Raw genomic sequence first — 16,646 nt, 5'->3', positions numbered from 1 at the left:
ATGCCTTTAAGAGGCTCTGTCGTTTGTTTTTCGTAGTCCGGTGTCTTGAAAATAACTTTATTTTCGAGTGCCGGATTTTTGGCGCTTATTGATAAACAGGGAGTGAAGGACATGTCAGTGCAGGTCGCTGTCATTATGGGCAGCACATCAGACTGGGACACCATGCAGCATGCATGTGCTGTGCTGGACGAGCTTGAAATCGGATATGAGAAAAAAGTAGTTTCAGCCCATCGTACACCGGATTTAATGTTTCGTTTTGCAGAAGAGGCCGCTGGGCGTGGACTAAAGGTCATTATTGCTGGAGCGGGTGGGGCTGCGCATCTGCCAGGAATGGTGGCTGCGAAGACAGCATTGCCGGTCATTGGTGTGCCTGTTCAGTCGAAGGCTCTGAACGGTCTGGACTCCCTGCTCTCCATTGTGCAGATGCCGGGTGGTATTCCGGTTGCCACTGTGGCAATTGGTAAGGCAGGCGCTACAAATGCAGGGCTGCTGGCAGCACAAATATTAGGCGCTTTTGACGAAAAGATAAGCCAGCGGGTTTTGGCGAGACGCGACCGTATTCGTGATGAGGTGCTGGAAGGCAGTGACTCGCTATGAATGGGGCAAGTGAACCCGCAGGCCGTATCCGACCTCCTGGTACAACGATTGGACTTTTAGGAGGCGGGCAATTAGGAAGAATGCTTGTACTGGCCGGAACCAATCTAGGATATCGCTTTGTGACACTGGACCCTGTACCGGATAGCCCCTGTGGGCAGGTATCTGAACAAATCCGCGCTGCCTATGATGATGAGCATGCGGCCAGAGAGCTGGCTGAGCGGTGCGATGTGATCACGTATGAGTTTGAAAATGTGGACGCAGGTGTGGCTGCACTTTTGGAAAAGGAATCCAGTGTGCCGCAAGGCAGCAGTCTTTTGTACACAACACAGCATCGTCTGAGAGAAAAGCGTTCTATTGAAGCTGCTGGTGTCCCTGTCGCTCCGTATCGTGAAATCAGTAGTCTTGCGGATATGGTTCAAGCGGTAGCTGAACTGGGTGTACCGTGTGTGCTCAAGACAGCAGTCGGTGGTTATGATGGAAAGGGACAAGTGGTCATTCGCCAACCAGAGCAAGCCAGGGCTGCCTACGAACAACTGACAGGAGGCGGTGCGGAACTGGTATTGGAACAGTTCATTCGTTTTCGCTGCGAAATCTCGGTGATTGTAGCTCGCAGCACGAACGGTGAAGCCAAAGCCTTTCCACCTGCCGAAAACATTCACGTGAACAATATTTTGCACACGTCAATTGTGCCTGCACGTGTGCCAGAGCCTGTCCAGGAGGAAGCACGCAAGTTGGCGCTGGCTGTGGCAGAGTCGCTGGGTGCGGTGGGACTGCTCGCTGTGGAGATGTTTGTCACCGAAGACGGACAATTGTACGTTAATGAGTTAGCACCACGACCGCATAACTCCGGTCATTACACGATGGAGGGGTGCGCGACGTCGCAATTCGAGCAGCACATACGTGCGATTTGCGGTTTACCCTTGGGCAGCACGAAGCTGCTGACTTCCGTCGTGATGGTCAATGTGCTAGGTGAGCATTTGGAGGATGTGGTTCGGCGGTTTGCGCAATCGGATGTTGAAGCTGAAAGATTGGATGTTGTACCCAAGCTGCATTTGTATGGAAAAAGTGAAGCCAAGCCAGGCCGAAAGATGGGACATATTAATCTATTGTGCCAGGATGCGGAACAAGCGCTGGAATGGATTGAACAAACCAATATTTGGGGGAATAAATAGTCATGATCGAACGCTATAGCAGACCGGAAATGAGAGCGATTTGGACGGAAGAAAATAAATTTAAAGCGTGGCTGGAAGTAGAGCTGTGTGCCTGTGAAGCTTGGGCGGAATTAGGGGTTATCCCAAAAGAGGATACTGTGGCTCTGCGTAAGAATGCAAGTTTTGATATTGAACGGATCTATGAAATTGAGCAGGAGACAAGACATGATGTCATTGCTTTTACCCGCACGGTGTCCGAAAGTCTTGGAGACGAGCGCAAATGGGTACATTATGGCTTGACCTCCACAGACGTAGTTGATACGGCACTGGGCTACCTGTTAAAGCAGGCGAATGAAATCCTGGAGCGCGATATCTTGAATTTTATTGAAATTTTGAAGGAAAAGGCATTGGCTTACAAGCACACACCGATGATGGGACGTACACACGGAGTACATGCTGAGCCAACAACGTTTGGACTGAAGATGGGATTGTGGTACGAGGAAATGAAGCGCAATCTGGAACGCTTTCGTTTTGCGGCTGACCAAGTACAATACGGTAAAATGTCCGGTGCAGTTGGGACATATGCCAACATTGACCCGGCCGTAGAAGAATTTGTATGCCGCAAGCTGGGCACCAAGCCTGCACCAATTTCTACACAGACGCTTCAGCGCGACCGTCATGCCGAATACATGGCAACATTAGCGTTGATCGCCACATCGTTGGACAAATTTGCTACAGAAGTCCGTGCTCTGCAAAAGAGTGAGTTCCGTGAGGTGGAAGAAGCTTTTGCCAAAGGTCAAAAAGGTTCTTCTGCGATGCCGCATAAACGCAATCCGATCGGCAGTGAAAACATCTCTGGCCTGGCACGCGTGATTCGTGGGCATATGGTATCGGCGTATGAGAACGTAACCCTGTGGCATGAACGCGACATCTCGCATTCTTCTGTGGAACGTATTATCCTGCCAGATGCAACAATGCTGTTGAACTACATGCTGAACCGTTTTGGCAATATCGTAAAAAATCTGACGGTCTTCCCTGAAAATATGAAGCGCAATATGGCACGTACGTATGGTGTACCATTCTCCGGCCGTATTATGACGAAGTTGATCGACAAAGGCTTTAGTCGTGAAAAAGCCTACGATACCGTGCAGCCGCGTGCTATGCAGGCGTGGGAAGAGCAACGCCAATTCCGCGAAATCGTCGAGGCAACTCCGGAAATTACTGCCGTGCTCAGCGCAGACGAAATCGAGGATGCGTTCAACCCAGCCTGGCATCTGAAGAACGTGGATACGATCTTCAAAAAGCTGGGATTAGGGGAGTAGGAGGGAAGGTTGCTGCGTGGTGAGGCCGCTGCGCGAACGGATCATTCCTCCGATTGCTGTTGCCCCTGGATTCCTGTGATTGTATAAGACCAGATATTGGTTGGAATCCAGAGGCAAAGGCAAGCGCTGACGCTTCTCCAGAACGATTCCGTCCGCTCCGCTGCACCCAGCACCAACCTTCGTGTGGGAGCAGAACTAGGGAAGGTGCGGCACATAAGATGCCGCACCTTCCCAAAGGCGATGGAAAAGCGTGTTCCACTGCTTTCTATCGCAGGCCACGTTCTCGTGAGGGCTGCCGAATTTGCGCAGCAAACAGCCCGTTGCCCTCCCGAGAACGCGCAGGCTCAAGAAGCGAAGCCTTGAGCCACCGTATCCGTGCGCAGCGTAGCACATGCGCACAACAGGGCAAAGCCCAATGCTCGCTGCACGGCATGCCGTGCTACGGCCACGGGCCGAATGGTTTGGCGGTATGTAGACGCTGAACCACGGTCGAGCTGTAAGCGGCATAAAACTTGTCGCTTAGAGTCGGGAGCGTTAATACATTGTTAATACGTAAAAACGTCGATCTGTACTAACGTAAAAGCGTTGCTGGATGAAAGCTTGTGCAAACAAGCCTTCATCCAGCGGAACGCGCTCACTCCACCGTAGCTCCAGTAACCCGCCATCCCCTGCTCACTAGCCAACCCTTGCGGGAGTCCCGAGGGCAGCAGCCCTGGGGGTCCTCCCTGAGGGGAGGATTTAGGAGGGGCAAGGTTGATTTAGGAGGGGGAATACTCTTTTGGAAGAGGTGTAATGAAATGTCATTGTCTACTGCCGAAGGTCTGATCCATGCGCCGCTCTTGTATAAAGGCAAGGTGCGTGAACTGTATGATCTCGGAGAGCATTTTCTGATTGTGGTGACAGACCGAATTTCGGCTTTTGATTATGTGTTAGAGCCACCCGTGCCCGAAAAGGGGAATGTGCTGAATAAGCTCAGCGCTTTCTGGTTTGAGCAGACGAAAGACTTGTTGGAAAACCATGTCGTGCACACTGATGTGAACAAGCTCGGGCATGTGATCGACGAACAGAATAAAGAGTTGCTGAAGGACCGGATCATGGTCACGCTGAAGGCTGAACGCATCGATATTGAGTGTGTGGTGCGCGGATATATTACCGGAGGCGGGTGGCGTCAGTATGAGCAGAACGGTGAGGTGAACGGCATTCCATTGCCAGAGGGGCTGCGTAAAAATGAACGCTTTCCCAAGCCTTTATTTACACCAGCTGCAAAAAATGATGTTGGACACGACGAGGACATTTCCCTTCACCAAATGAAAGAACTGGTCGGGGTTGAACTAACAGGTGAGCTTGAGGAAAAGAGTTTGGCGTTGTACGAATTTGCACGTGCTTTCTGCGAGAAGCGGGGGATTATTTTAGCCGATTGCAAGTTTGAGTTTGGTCTTGTTAACGGGAAGGTTATTTTGATTGACGAAATTTTCACTCCGGACTCATCCCGATTCTGGGCACAGGAAAAATATGAGCTGGATGTTGAGATTGACAGCATGGACAAGGAGCCGGTACGAAGTTATTTGGCATCATCCGGTTGGGACAAGAATAGCAAGCCCGATCAGTTGCCGGCTGATGTCGTAAAAGAAACAACTGCAAGATATACGGATATTTGGCGGCGTCTGACGGCACAGTAAATAGTAATCATAATTCAACCAATAGGATTCACTCATTCGGAGGAGGAACTGAAGGAACATGATGAAAGCAACAGTCTATGTCACGATTAAGCAAAGCGTTTTGGACCCGCAAGGGGTTGCGGTGCAAGGCGCACTGCATTCTATGGGTTTCGGAGAAGTGGACAGCGTCAGAATTGGCAAGTATATGGAACTGAATCTGGATACAACAGACCGCGAGAGTGCTGAAAAGCGCGTCATCGAGATGTGTGAAAAGCTATTGGCCAACACGGTCATTGAAGACTACCGCTACGAACTGGAGGGCTAATTCCATGAAATTTGCAGTTCTGGTTTTTCCAGGATCCAACTGTGATATTGACTGCTATAAGGCGATAGAGGACACGGTCGGTGAACCTGTCGATTATGTATGGCATACTGCGACGGATCTGTCGCCTTATGATTGTATGCTTGTTCCTGGCGGCTTCTCTTACGGGGATTATCTACGCTGCGGTGCGATTTCCCGGTTTGCACCGGTGATGAAGGAAGTAGCCAAAGCGGCTGCCGAGGGCAAATATATTTTGGGGATTTGCAACGGTTTCCAAATTCTGACCGAAGCCGGTCTGTTGCCAGGGGCTTTACGCCGTAATCTGTCGATGAAATTCCTATGCCGGGATACGGTGTTGCAGGTTACGAATAACCAAACACCTTTTACTAAAGATTACGCTGCTGGTGAAAAGATCGTCATTCCGATCGCACACGGCGAAGGCAACTATTACTGTGATGATGAGACGCTGGCTCGCTTGCAGGCGAATAACCAGATCGTATTTACGTATAAAGATAATCCAAACGGTTCCATGACGGATATCGCAGGGATTTGTAATGAACAAGGAAACGTGCTGGGCATGATGCCTCACCCTGAACGCGCGGTGGACGCATTGCTCGGAACGGATGACGGCAAACGTATGTTTACATCTATTTTGAACGCATGGAGGGATCGACATGGCACAGCAAGTGTCCGCTAAGGAACCAACGGCAGAGCAGGTTGCCGAGCATAAACTGTACCAGCAGATGGGTGTGTCGGATAGCGAATATGCGTTGATCTGTGAATTCATGGGACGTCAGCCGAATTATACGGAGATTGGTGTATTCAGTGTCATGTGGTCAGAGCATTGTGCTTACAAAAACTCCAAGCCGTTATTGCGTCGTTTTCCAACGAGTGGTCCACGAGTGCTGATGGGACCCGGTGAGGGCGCAGGCATTGTAGATATCGGTGATAACCAAGCGGTTGTATTTAAAATCGAAAGCCACAACCATCCGTCGGCTGTGGAGCCTTTTCAAGGAGCAGCGACTGGGGTAGGCGGTATCATCCGTGATATTTTCTCCATGGGCGCAAGGCCTGTTGCGGTGTTGAACTCTCTGCGTTTTGGCAAGCTGGAGAGCGACCGTGTGAAATATTTGTTCGAGCATGTAGTATCTGGTATTGCGGGCTACGGGAACTGTATCGGTATTCCGACTGTAGGTGGCGAGGTTGTATTTGATGAAAGCTACGAAGGCAACCCACTCGTTAATGCAATGTGTGTCGGACTGATTGACCATGATAAAATCCAGCGAGGTGTTGCTAAAGGGGTCGGTAACCCGGTGTTCTATGTGGGCCCACCGACAGGTCGTGATGGGATTCACGGAGCGACATTCGCATCGGTTGAGCTGACAGAAGAATCTGAAGCGAACCGGACTGCGGTTCAAGTAGGCGATCCTTTTATGGAGAAGCTGGTTATGGAATCATGTCTGGAACTGATCGACAGCGGTATTGTGCTGGGTATTCAGGATATGGGTGCCGCGGGACTTACCTGCTCCAGCGCGGAGATGGCGAGTAAGGCTGGCAACGGTCTGGAACTGTATCTGGATCAGGTACCGCAGCGTGAAGAGGGCATGACACCTTATGAAATGATGCTGTCCGAATCACAGGAACGGATGCTGTTCGTAGTAGAGCCTAAGGATGAAGCACAGGCACTGGAAATTTTCGAGCGCTGGGGCGTTATTTGTGCCAAGGTCGGTAAAGTGACGGATGACGGTCGTTTGCGTTTGTTCCATCACAATGAAGTGGTCGGAGATATGCCAGTGACGGCGCTGGTTGATGAATGCCCGATTTATGACAAGCCTTCCGAAGTCCCCGCTTATTATGAGCAAAATGCTGCCATTGACACACTTCGTTATGCAGAAGTGACGGATTTGAACGGTGCGCTGAAAAAGGTGCTGTCTTCACCAAGTGTAGCTAGTAAGAAATGGGTATACGAGCAATATGACTACATGGTTCGTACGAGTACAGCCGTTCGTCCGGGATCGGATGCAGCTGTAGTGACTGTGCGCGGAACTCGTAAGGGACTTGCCATGACGACAGATTGTAACGGACGTTATGTATACCTTGACCCAGAGGTAGGCGGACGGATTGCAGTCAGTGAAGCAGCGCGTAACATTGTATGTTCTGGCGGCGAGCCGTTGGCGATTACAGATAACCTGAACTTCGGTAACCCTGAAAAGCCGGATATTTTCTGGCAAATGGAAAAAGCCGTAGACGGTATGGCTGAAGCTTGCCGTGTACTGGATACACCTGTTATCGGGGGGAATGTCAGCTTGTACAACGAAAATACCAAAGGCTCCATCTATCCGACGCCTGTTGTCGGTATGGTAGGTTTGGTACATGATACGGATCATATAACAACACAAGGCTTCAAAGCCGAGGGTGATGTGATTTTCTTGGTGGGGGAAACGAAGGCCGAGCTGGGAGGCAGCGAGTTCCAAGCTGTCGTACACGGTGTATCCGAAGGACGCCCGCCTGAGCTAGATTTGAACGTAGAGAAAAAACTGCTGACTGCGGTACTGGGAGCGATTCAGGGCGGATTGGTACAATCTGCGCATGATTTGGCAGAGGGCGGATTGGCTGTAGCGCTTGCGGAATCTGGGATTAGCGGCGGATTGGGAGCACAGGTCAACGTAGAAACGACTTTGCGTCCTGACCATGCTTTGTTTAGCGAAAGCCAATCCCGTATTTTGTTATCTGCATCGCCGGATAAAGCGTCTGCTCTGGAAGCACATCTGCGTGGTTTGGGAGTGCCAGTTACTGTATTAGGAAAAGTTGAAGGATCACAATTGACAGTTGAGGTGAACGGACAACCCGCTTTGAACGAGGCAGTCGCCAGTTTGAAGCAAATCTGGGAGGATGTCATTCCATGTCTGATGAAATAACAGCACGGACGTTGTGGACTGGAGATTATTATAATGAAGGCTCTGGTAAAGAGGGGCTGTTTGATAAATTAAAAGAGGAATGCGGCGTGTTTGGAGTGTATAGGCACTCCGATGCCGCTTCCCTAGCATATTACGGATTGCATGCACTCCAGCATCGCGGGGAGGAAAGTGCAGGCATCTGTGTGAGCAGTGGCGACGAGTTCCATTATCATCGTGGAATGGGGCTTGTAAAAGAAGTATTCAATAAAGATTTGATGGCTTCGCTGACAGGCGATATTGCCATAGGACATGTGCGCTACTCGACAAGTGGAGACAGTAAGCTAACGAATGCACAGCCTTTGGTGTTCAAGTATCGTGATGGCGACCTAGCGGTAGCTACGAACGGGAATATTGTGAATGCTTTGCAAATTCGACATGAGCTGGAGCAGGGCGGGTCTATTTTTCAAACGACCAGCGATACAGAAGTAGTGGCGCATTTGATCGCACGATCATCCAAGGATTTAGTGGAGGCCGCGAAAGATGCATTGAAGCGGATTGTCGGCGGATTTGCTTTTCTCATTATGACCAACGACAAGCTGCTCGTGGCTTCCGACCCCAATGGTCTGCGTCCAATCACGATGGGCAGACTGGGAGATGCTTATCTGTTCGCATCCGAGTCTTGTGCCCTGGAAACGATTGGTGCAGAACTGCTGCGCGATATCGAGCCGGGTGAACTGCTAGTGCTGGATAAAAACGGCTTGCATGAAGATCGGTACACGGAAGATAAGCACCGTAAAGCGTTATGTGCGATGGAGTATATTTATTTTGCTCGTCCTGACAGTGACTTGAATGGTTCTAATCTTCATGCTGCACGCAAAAGAATGGGTAGCCAGATGGCGTTGGAAGCTTTTGTCGATGCGGATCTGGTGACAGGAGTGCCGGATTCCAGCATATCGGCTGCGATTGGTTATGCAGAGCAGACAGGTATTCCTTATGAGCTGGGTATGATTAAAAATAAATACACTGGACGTACCTTCATTCAGCCGAGTCAGGAGCTACGCGAGCAGGGTGTGAAAATGAAGCTGAGCGCTGTACGACGTGTTGTTGAAGGTAAACGGGTCATTATGATCGACGACTCTATCGTCCGGGGCACTACATCCCGTCGAATCGTGAATATGCTGCGTGATGCGGGAGCGTTGGAGGTACATGTACGTATTACCTCGCCGCCTTTCAAAAACCCGTGCTTCTACGGTATTGACACGCCGGATCGCCGGGAACTGATTGCTTCATCCAAAACCGTCGAGGAAATTCGTGAGGAAATTAACGCCGATTCGCTTTACTTTATGAGCGCCGAGGGTTTGATTGCCGCTGTAGGTGGATATAACGAACAAGATTACAAAGGCGGTTTGTGCCTAGCTTGTTTCGATAATGATTACCCAACTCAGGTGGATTTCAAAGGTGAAGAAAAGTTCGGATGTAGTTGTTGAGAAACGGGAACAAAAGAGATACAGGTGGCGCATGGTGCAGGAAAAGCGGTTCTGAGGGGGCCACTCCGCGTGTAGAAGGTTCTTCCGATCGCTGTTGCCGCTGATTCCCGAATTGGAATAACCCCTTAGAGGGTTGGAATTCCAGCGGCAAAGGCGAACGCTTCGCTTCTCCAGAATTCTTCCACCCACTGCGTTTCTCAGGTGTGCAGCATTTTGCAGCAGTGCCTGTACCTCTTTGGTTCCCACCGGGAAGAGGATAGGTAAGGTCGTTAAAAACTCATGGCATAACTATTTCATGCCATGAGTTTTTAACGGAGCGGTGACTCACAAAAAGTCACCCTGCTCTTATAAGGTTGAGCCAGCGAAGCGAAGCTCAACAGCAGGCAAGGCGAAGCTGCCTGCCTCAAAGGGCAAAGAAGTGAGCCACTCGTAGGCACCGTTCACTTCTTTGCCTGGCACGTCCCCGCCTTTGCGAAGCAAACAGCCCGGGACGTGCCCGCCGCCGTGAAGGCGGCCACGCACCAAAGCGTGTCTTTGTGAATTGCGGGAATGACCCGCAATTCACAAAGGACAACACGCGACTCACAGCACGAACCAACCACCAAGCAGCACCCAACCCTACACATCTGACCGATTCTTGAGGGGTCCAGGGGGAGCAGCCCCATGGAATCCTCCCTATTAGGGAGGACTTAGGAGGGTCAATCATTTGAAGGAGTGTTCATGAATGTCCGAAGCATACAAAAACGCAGGGGTAGATATCGCTGCCGGTAATGAAGCAGTAGAACGGATGAAAAAGCACGTTAAACGTACCTTCCGTCCCGAAGTGCTGACGGACTTGGGCGGATTCGGTGCATTGTTCGGCCTGAATAAGGATAAGTACGAGGAGCCTGTACTCGTTTCCGGTACCGATGGTGTCGGCACGAAGCTGAAGCTTGCTTTCGCAATGGATCGTCATGACACCATTGGTATTGACGCGGTTGCGATGTGTGTAAACGACATTGTCGTCGGGGGAGCGGAGCCACTCTTTTTTCTGGATTACCTCGCTTGTGACAAGGTTGTGCCCGAGAAAATTGAAGCTATAGTCGCTGGAATAGCAGAGGGATGCCATCAATCGGGCTGTGCGCTGGTCGGCGGTGAAACCGCAGAAATGCCAGGGATGTATAGCGAGGGTGAATATGATATTGCCGGATTCACGGTAGGGATTGTAGATAAAAGCAAAATTATCAACGGTAGCTCCATTGCTCCCGGAGATACAGTGATCGGTCTGGCCTCCAGTGGAGTTCACAGTAACGGCTTCTCACTGGTGCGCAAGCTGTTATTGGAACAGCAGGGTTATGATTTGCATGAGGAAATCGAAGGCTTAAACGGCAAACTGGGCGATGTACTGCTGGAGCCGACGAAAATTTACGTGAAATCCGTTTTGGCATTGCTGGACAAGGTAAAAGTAAAAGGTATGGCGCATATCACAGGTGGCGGTTTTATTGAAAATATCCCTAGAGTGTTACCGGATCACGTCAATGTGGATATAGAATACGGCACTTGGCCGATTTTGCCAATCTTCCAGCTCATGCAGGAAAAAGGTGCAATCTCCAACAAAGACATGTTCACAACCTTTAATATGGGAATTGGGATGGTAATCGTTGTAGGCGAAGAGCATGCACAGACTGCACTGGAAGTTTTGAAGGAACAGGGCGAAGCCGCATATGTGATCGGAAAAGTAACGGAAGGCAGTTCTATCGTGACCTTTACGGGAGCCGAGGTGTAATGAACGAGTACCGGATTGCTGTTTTTGCATCAGGTGAAGGAACGAATTTTCAGTCATTGGTGGATGCGGCTGCGCGAGGAGAACTGGGGGGCGCCTCGGTAGAATTGCTCATCTGTGACAAGCCTGCGGCTCCTGCCGTAGCTAGAGCCCAGAAAGCTGGAATTGCGTGCCATACTTTCCGACCCAAGGAATATCCTTCTCGAGAAGACTATGAGCGTGAACTGGTGACTTTACTCGAGCAGAAATCGATTGATCTCATCGTGTTAGCTGGCTACATGCGTTTGCTATCCAGCGTCATGGTCGATGCCTACGCAGGAAAAATCATTAATATTCATCCGTCACTACTTCCGGCATTTCCAGGGAAAGATGCTGTTGGACAGGCATTGACCTATGGGGTCAAGGTAAGTGGCGTGACCGTTCATTTTGTGGACGGGGGCATGGATACGGGGGCCATTATTGCCCAGCGTGTCGTGCAAGTTGACGACCATGATACAGCGGAATCCTTATCCGCAGCCATTCAATCCGTGGAACGTCAGCTATATCCAGAGGTAGTTGGAAAATTGGCCCAAGGTAAAATCCAATTAAATGGTCGCAAAGTGATTTCACTTCTCTAAGAATGATTGTAATTTGTCATATCATTGGCATATCAAGGATGCTGTACAGGCATTTTCCGATATTTCTCGGGAAATAAAATGATAAAAGAGAATTTTGCAAAATTCTGAAATAGCTAAAGGAGGAGACAGGGTGAGTATTAAAAGAGCGCTCGTTAGCGTATCGGATAAGCGGGGGATCGTGGAATTTTGCCGCGAGTTGTCCAAATTGGGTGTGGAGATCGTTTCGACAGGGGGAACGAGCAGCTTGTTGTCGAAGGAGGGTATTCCCGTCATCGGCATTTCAGAGGTAACGGGTTTTCCTGAAATTATGGATGGACGTGTTAAAACACTCCACCCTGCGGTACACAGCGGCTTGCTGGCTGTTCGAGATAATGAAGAGCATCAGCGTCAGATGAAAGAACTTGGATTGGGTTATATTGATCTGGTCGTTGTGAATCTGTATCCTTTTGCGGAAACGATCGCCAAACCCGGTGTAACTTATGAGGACGCGATTGAAAATATCGACATCGGCGGTCCAACGATGCTTCGTTCTGCGGCAAAAAATCATGCTTTTGTCAGTGTGGTAGTCGATGCTGATGACTATAGCACAGTGTTGGAGGAAATCCGTAAGGATGGCGATACGGAACTGAATACCCGTAAGCGTTTGGCCGCAAAAGTTTTCCGTCATACGGCGTCATACGACGCTTTGATATCCGATTATTTGTCGAATGTGACAGGCGAGCCGTTGCCTGAGCGATACACTGTAACCTATGAAAAAATTCAGGATTTGCGTTATGGCGAAAATCCGCATCAGCAGGCGGCATTTTACCGTGAGCCATTGGCGGCAAAGGGTACACTGACAACAGCGAAACAACTTCACGGCAAAGAGCTGTCTTACAATAACATCAATGATGCTAATGCGGCTTTGCAAATTGTCAAAGAATTCAGTGAACCTACCGTAGTAGCAGTTAAGCATATGAATCCTTGCGGTGTGGGAATTGGCGGGAGTATTTATGAAGCGTACAGCAAGGCGTATGCAGCTGATCCAACCTCGATTTTTGGTGGGATCGTGGCGGCTAACCGGATTATTGATGGTGATACAGCGAATAAGCTGAGTGAGATCTTTTTGGAAATTGTACTGGCACCGGGCTTTACGAAAGAAGCATTGGAGATTTTAACGAAAAAGAAAAATATTCGTTTGCTTGATCTGGGTGAACTTTCCAGGTCTGAACAGGCAGAGAGCCGTTTCGTCGTGACTTCCATTGAAGGCGGCATGGTAGTTCAGCAAAATGACATTCACGCTGTAGACTCGGATGCACTTACAGTTGTAACGGAGCGGGCACCATCCGCGGAAGAAATGAAACAGCTTTTGTTTAGCTGGAAAGTGGTTAAGCATGTGAAATCCAACGCCATCGTACTGGCGGCAGATAATATGACCATTGGCGTAGGCGCAGGACAAATGAACCGTGTCGGTGCGGCCAAGATTGCTATCGAGCAGGCCGGTGACAAAGCAAAAGGTGCCGTACTGGCATCCGATGCATTTTTCCCGATGGGCGATACGTTGGAGTTGGCAGCTAAAGCAGGCATCACAGCAGTTATTCAGCCGGGCGGCTCCATCAAAGACGAAGAATCCATCAAGGTTGCTAACGAATACGGCATTGCCATGGTCTTTACAGGCGTACGTCATTTCAAGCACTAACTTGTATGAGTTGAGGATGCAGCAGCATTTTCACCTGAACAATCTTAATGGGAGCGGGAGGAAACACCTGAATGGATATTTTGGTTATCGGAGGGGGCGGCCGCGAACATGCAATTGTGTGGGCGCTGAAGAAAAGCCCCAAGGCCGGGCAAATCTATTGCGCACCAGGCAATGCTGGTATCGGACAATTAGCGGAGTGCGTGCCGATTCCGGTGAGTGACTTTGACGCGCTGACAGAACTGGCGGAATCCAAAAAGGTAGGACTTGTCGTGGTTGGTCCCGATGATCCGCTGGCAGATGGTATTGTGGATGCTTTTGAAGCGAAAGGCATTCCAGTATTCGGACCGCGTAAAAATGCAGCGGAAATTGAAGGTAGCAAGATCTTCATGAAGGATTTGCTTCATAAATATCATATTCCGACAGCAACCTATCGCAAGTTTTATACTTACGAGGAAGCACATGCATACTTGAAGGAACAACCGATTCCGGTTGTCATTAAGGCAGACGGACTCGCGGCAGGCAAAGGGGTAACGGTCGCTTACTCGATGGAGGAAGCGGAAAAGGCTCTCTCCGACATAATGGTGACCAAGGTGTTTGGTGAAGCCGGGGCACAGGTCGTGATCGAGGAGTTTCTGGCTGGTCAGGAAATGTCGATTCTCTCCTTTGTCGACGGTGAAACGGTTCGTCCGATGGCCGCGGCCCAAGACCACAAGCCCATTTTTGATGGTGACAAAGGGCCGAATACAGGTGGCATGGGTACGTATTCTCCGTTGCCTCACATAGCCAATTCTATTATTGAGGAAGCAATTGAGACGATCATCAAGCCGACGGCCAAGGCCATGGTTGCTGAAGGGCGCCCGTTCCGAGGTGTATTATTTGCCGGATTGATGATTTCGCCGGATGGCAAGCCAAAGACCATTGAGTTTAATGCACGTTTCGGTGATCCGGAAACTCAAGTGGTTCTGCCTCGTTTAAAATCCGATCTGCTCGATATTTTTCTTGCTGCTATAAATGGCACGCTGGATCAGGTGGAGATCGAGTGGAAGGATGAAGCGGCGGTATGTGTGGTGCTGGCATCTGGAGGTTATCCTGGAGCTTACGCCAAAGGTGTACCTATCCACGGATTGGAACAGGTAGACGAAGCTATCGTGTTCCATGCTGGAACGGGCATCAACGAACAGGGCGAGTGGGTAACGAACGGCGGACGTGTATTAGGTGTGGTCGGCTTGGGACGTGATATTGCCGGGGCACGGAACAAAGCTTACGAACAGGCGGATCGTATTACCTTTGAAGGTAAACAAAACCGTACGGACATTGCGGCAAAAGCCTTGCTGTAGCAGCGATATAAAGGATAAAGAGAACCTCTGTGGAGGTTCTTTTTTTGTTCAAAGGAAATTAAGTTGTAGACTGATAAAATAAAGCGTTTTCTTAGTGCTTATATTACAGCAACAAGGAATTCACCCCAAAAAGGTTGTTTTAGTTCATTCACATGATTAAACTAACGGTTAATAGTAGGTTTAAGTAATCGATGAGACGAAGAGGGGGAAACCGAAATGAAGACGATCAAGTGCATGATGGACCACCTGTACTGGGCGGACGGTCGCATCTTGGACGCGCTCGAGGAGAGTGAGACGAAGAACAAGGACCTTCTGAAGCTGGTTCGGCACGTCGCGGTCGCGGAACGAGTCTGGCTGTCCCGATTGCAGGGCAAGGGCAGCGCGCAATATTCGTTGTGGGAGGAAGCAGAAGACCTGACGGCGATCCGGACGATATTCGAAGAAAACGCCGAGCAATATCGCGTCTATATCGAAGGGCTCGAGGAATCCGAGTTGGACGAGATGATCGACTATGCGAACCAGAGCGGGGTTCCGTTCCGAACGTCCGTCCGGGACATCCTGTCGCAGGTCCTCTTACATGGGCAATATCACCGGGGACAGATCAACCGGTCGCTTCGGATCGAATCGGCAGAGCCTGCCCAAGTCGATTACATCACGTTCGCGAGGCTCTAACAGAGCCTAATAATCACCTTTACTCGGAATGGGATTGGCATTGAACGACGGGTACGAAAGCTCAACAAATTGCTTTTACCATATAAGAGCAACATGCTAATGTATATTAGCAGACGATGGTGTTTTATAAGTGATAAGAACCTACACTGCCTTATTTAGGATCAAAGAGAGCCCATACCCTTATAAATTGGAAAATTAATATGCTTCCAAATACGGTTATGGGCTTATTTACTTTTCATAAGCACTACATTAGACTGCCGGTACTTGTTTAAGCTAACGGGCAGGGGAGTTACAATATGTAGAATTGTAGGATAACCAACTCGATGGAAATATTATGTCATTCAAAAAGAGCATAACGATTCTTTACTGATCGTTCTCAATATGTTATATTAATTGAGGGAGGGAGATTGGAATGGCGAGAAGCAAGGAGTTTGAAGAGAAAGAAGTCTTGGATAAGGCGATGCGGCTCTTTTGGGAGCAGGGATACGAGAAAACGTCCATGACCGAGTTGGTTGAGCATATGGGTATTCATCGAAGAAGCTTGTATGATACTTTTGGAGATAAGCATAATCTGTTCCTGAAAGCGATGGATCGGTTTGACGACAAAATCAGCGCCGTGCTTGCAGGAGCGGTTAAAGGATCCAAGACCGCATCGGAGGCATTACAGTTTATTTTTGGTTTCATGATCGACGGGGATGAGGACTCGCCAGCCGGCTGCTTAATGGTGAATTCGGCCGTAGAATTGGCGGCGCGTGACGTCGAGGTGGACAACAAGTCCACGAAAGCATTCACGACAGCAGAGCAATTGCTCAGGGAGATTATTCTTTGGGGACAACGTGACGGTGAATTCACCTCCACATACAATGCTGAGGAATTGGCGGAATACCTGCATAATGTATGGATTGGGTTAAGGGTAATGGCAAGAACCACGGCTTCCAGAGAAAAGCTTCACCGTATTACTCATATTTCGATGAAGCTCCTGGAAGAATAAGGGTAATTGTGGTAGTCAGTTCAGATGTGAAGTGTCCCTTCTGCTAATCCATGCTCTTTGCGATCGAGTTATCTTACGCCTAATTTAGAATGAACATTCTAAAAACGCCGAAAGAAGCTCTAAAGCATAGTTTACAATGAAGTTTATCAGCGCAG

Annotated in this window: 16 protein-coding genes; 14 read left to right on the top strand and 2 right to left on the bottom strand. The window is 49.5% G+C overall.

Annotated features, from left to right (window positions below):
• Nucleotides 1-111 precede the first annotated feature (111 nt).
• Genes purE through purB form a run of 3 tightly spaced genes read left to right on the top strand, consistent with a single transcriptional unit; the run spans nucleotide 112 to nucleotide 3,070 of the window.
• Nucleotides 112-597, top strand: coding sequence for a 5-(carboxyamino)imidazole ribonucleotide mutase (purE, locus tag MHB46_RS10265; RefSeq protein ID WP_013308792.1), 486 nt, complete (start codon nucleotides 112-114; stop codon nucleotides 595-597).
• Nucleotides 594-1,769 carry a 5-(carboxyamino)imidazole ribonucleotide synthase gene (gene purK, locus MHB46_RS10260; RefSeq protein ID WP_209950374.1) on the top strand — a complete coding sequence of 392 codons (1,176 nt, stop codon included), beginning with the start codon at nucleotides 594-596 and terminating at the stop codon, nucleotides 1,767-1,769. The genes purE and purK overlap by 4 nt, the downstream gene beginning before the upstream one ends.
• Nucleotides 1,770-1,771: 2 nt before the next feature.
• The gene (gene purB, locus MHB46_RS10255) at nucleotides 1,772-3,070 is read left to right on the top strand and encodes an adenylosuccinate lyase (RefSeq protein ID WP_013308794.1); all 1,299 of its coding nucleotides are present in this window, start codon (nucleotides 1,772-1,774) and stop codon (nucleotides 3,068-3,070) included.
• A 545-nt stretch (nucleotides 3,071-3,615) separates the two neighbouring features.
• Here the strand turns inward: purB and MHB46_RS10250 are convergent.
• On the bottom strand, nucleotides 3,616-3,753 hold the full coding sequence (locus MHB46_RS10250) for a hypothetical protein (protein ID WP_165179507.1): 138 nt from the start codon (nucleotides 3,751-3,753) through the stop codon (nucleotides 3,616-3,618).
• A gap of 114 nt (nucleotides 3,754-3,867) precedes the next feature.
• On the opposite strand from MHB46_RS10250, the gene MHB46_RS10245 reads away from it, so the two are divergent.
• The 5 genes from MHB46_RS10245 to purF are packed head-to-tail and all read left to right on the top strand — an operon-like array spanning nucleotide 3,868 to nucleotide 9,434.
• Complete coding sequence (locus tag MHB46_RS10245) at nucleotides 3,868-4,749, top strand: phosphoribosylaminoimidazolesuccinocarboxamide synthase (RefSeq protein ID WP_341162260.1); 882 nt, start codon at nucleotides 3,868-3,870, stop codon at nucleotides 4,747-4,749.
• A gap of 58 nt (nucleotides 4,750-4,807) precedes the next feature.
• Nucleotides 4,808-5,053 (top strand): phosphoribosylformylglycinamidine synthase subunit PurS, encoded by a 246-nt coding sequence (gene purS, locus MHB46_RS10240; protein WP_007428837.1) that lies wholly within the window; start codon nucleotides 4,808-4,810, stop codon nucleotides 5,051-5,053.
• A 4-nt stretch (nucleotides 5,054-5,057) separates the two neighbouring features.
• Nucleotides 5,058-5,747 (top strand): phosphoribosylformylglycinamidine synthase subunit PurQ, encoded by a 690-nt coding sequence (purQ, locus tag MHB46_RS10235; RefSeq protein ID WP_341162259.1) that lies wholly within the window; start codon nucleotides 5,058-5,060, stop codon nucleotides 5,745-5,747.
• On the top strand, nucleotides 5,725-7,968 hold the full coding sequence (gene purL, locus MHB46_RS10230; protein WP_341162258.1) for a phosphoribosylformylglycinamidine synthase subunit PurL: 2,244 nt from the start codon (nucleotides 5,725-5,727) through the stop codon (nucleotides 7,966-7,968). The genes purQ and purL overlap by 23 nt, the downstream gene beginning before the upstream one ends.
• On the top strand, nucleotides 7,953-9,434 hold the full coding sequence (purF, locus tag MHB46_RS10225; protein WP_208332447.1) for an amidophosphoribosyltransferase: 1,482 nt from the start codon (nucleotides 7,953-7,955) through the stop codon (nucleotides 9,432-9,434). The genes purL and purF overlap by 16 nt, the downstream gene beginning before the upstream one ends.
• Before the next feature lie 345 nt (nucleotides 9,435-9,779).
• Here purF and MHB46_RS10220 read toward each other — a convergent pair whose 3' ends face one another.
• Nucleotides 9,780-9,956: a hypothetical protein gene (locus MHB46_RS10220; RefSeq protein WP_176715755.1), complete on the bottom strand. Its 177-nt coding sequence runs from the start codon at nucleotides 9,954-9,956 to the stop codon at nucleotides 9,780-9,782.
• 202 nt (nucleotides 9,957-10,158) lie between these two features.
• On the opposite strand from MHB46_RS10220, the gene purM reads away from it, so the two are divergent.
• From purM to MHB46_RS10190, 6 genes are all read left to right on the top strand, one after another.
• The gene (purM, locus tag MHB46_RS10215; protein WP_068938538.1) at nucleotides 10,159-11,199 is read left to right on the top strand and encodes a phosphoribosylformylglycinamidine cyclo-ligase; all 1,041 of its coding nucleotides are present in this window, start codon (nucleotides 10,159-10,161) and stop codon (nucleotides 11,197-11,199) included.
• Nucleotides 11,199-11,813: a phosphoribosylglycinamide formyltransferase gene (purN, locus tag MHB46_RS10210; RefSeq protein WP_190298628.1), complete on the top strand. Its 615-nt coding sequence runs from the start codon at nucleotides 11,199-11,201 to the stop codon at nucleotides 11,811-11,813. The genes purM and purN overlap by 1 nt, the downstream gene beginning before the upstream one ends.
• Before the next feature lie 130 nt (nucleotides 11,814-11,943).
• Nucleotides 11,944-13,491: a bifunctional phosphoribosylaminoimidazolecarboxamide formyltransferase/IMP cyclohydrolase gene (purH, locus tag MHB46_RS10205; RefSeq protein ID WP_341162257.1), complete on the top strand. Its 1,548-nt coding sequence runs from the start codon at nucleotides 11,944-11,946 to the stop codon at nucleotides 13,489-13,491.
• A 71-nt stretch (nucleotides 13,492-13,562) separates the two neighbouring features.
• Nucleotides 13,563-14,828 carry a phosphoribosylamine--glycine ligase gene (gene purD / locus MHB46_RS10200; protein WP_069012411.1) on the top strand — a complete coding sequence of 422 codons (1,266 nt, stop codon included), beginning with the start codon at nucleotides 13,563-13,565 and terminating at the stop codon, nucleotides 14,826-14,828.
• Nucleotides 14,829-15,044: 216 nt separating this feature from the next.
• Nucleotides 15,045-15,500 (top strand): DinB family protein, encoded by a 456-nt coding sequence (locus MHB46_RS10195; protein ID WP_069010461.1) that lies wholly within the window; start codon nucleotides 15,045-15,047, stop codon nucleotides 15,498-15,500.
• A 412-nt stretch (nucleotides 15,501-15,912) separates the two neighbouring features.
• Nucleotides 15,913-16,491, top strand: a complete 579-nt coding sequence (locus tag MHB46_RS10190; protein WP_165179499.1) for a TetR/AcrR family transcriptional regulator — start codon at nucleotides 15,913-15,915, stop codon at nucleotides 16,489-16,491.
• The last annotated feature ends 155 nt before the right edge of the window (nucleotides 16,492-16,646 follow it).

It is taken from the genome of Paenibacillus sp. FSL H7-0703 (genome assembly GCF_038003485.1).
GTDB classification, from domain to species: domain Bacteria; phylum Bacillota; class Bacilli; order Paenibacillales; family Paenibacillaceae; genus Paenibacillus; species Paenibacillus polymyxa_B.
Note: the sequence above shows the minus strand (reverse complement) of the source record. Positions and strands in the feature narration are given on the sequence as shown.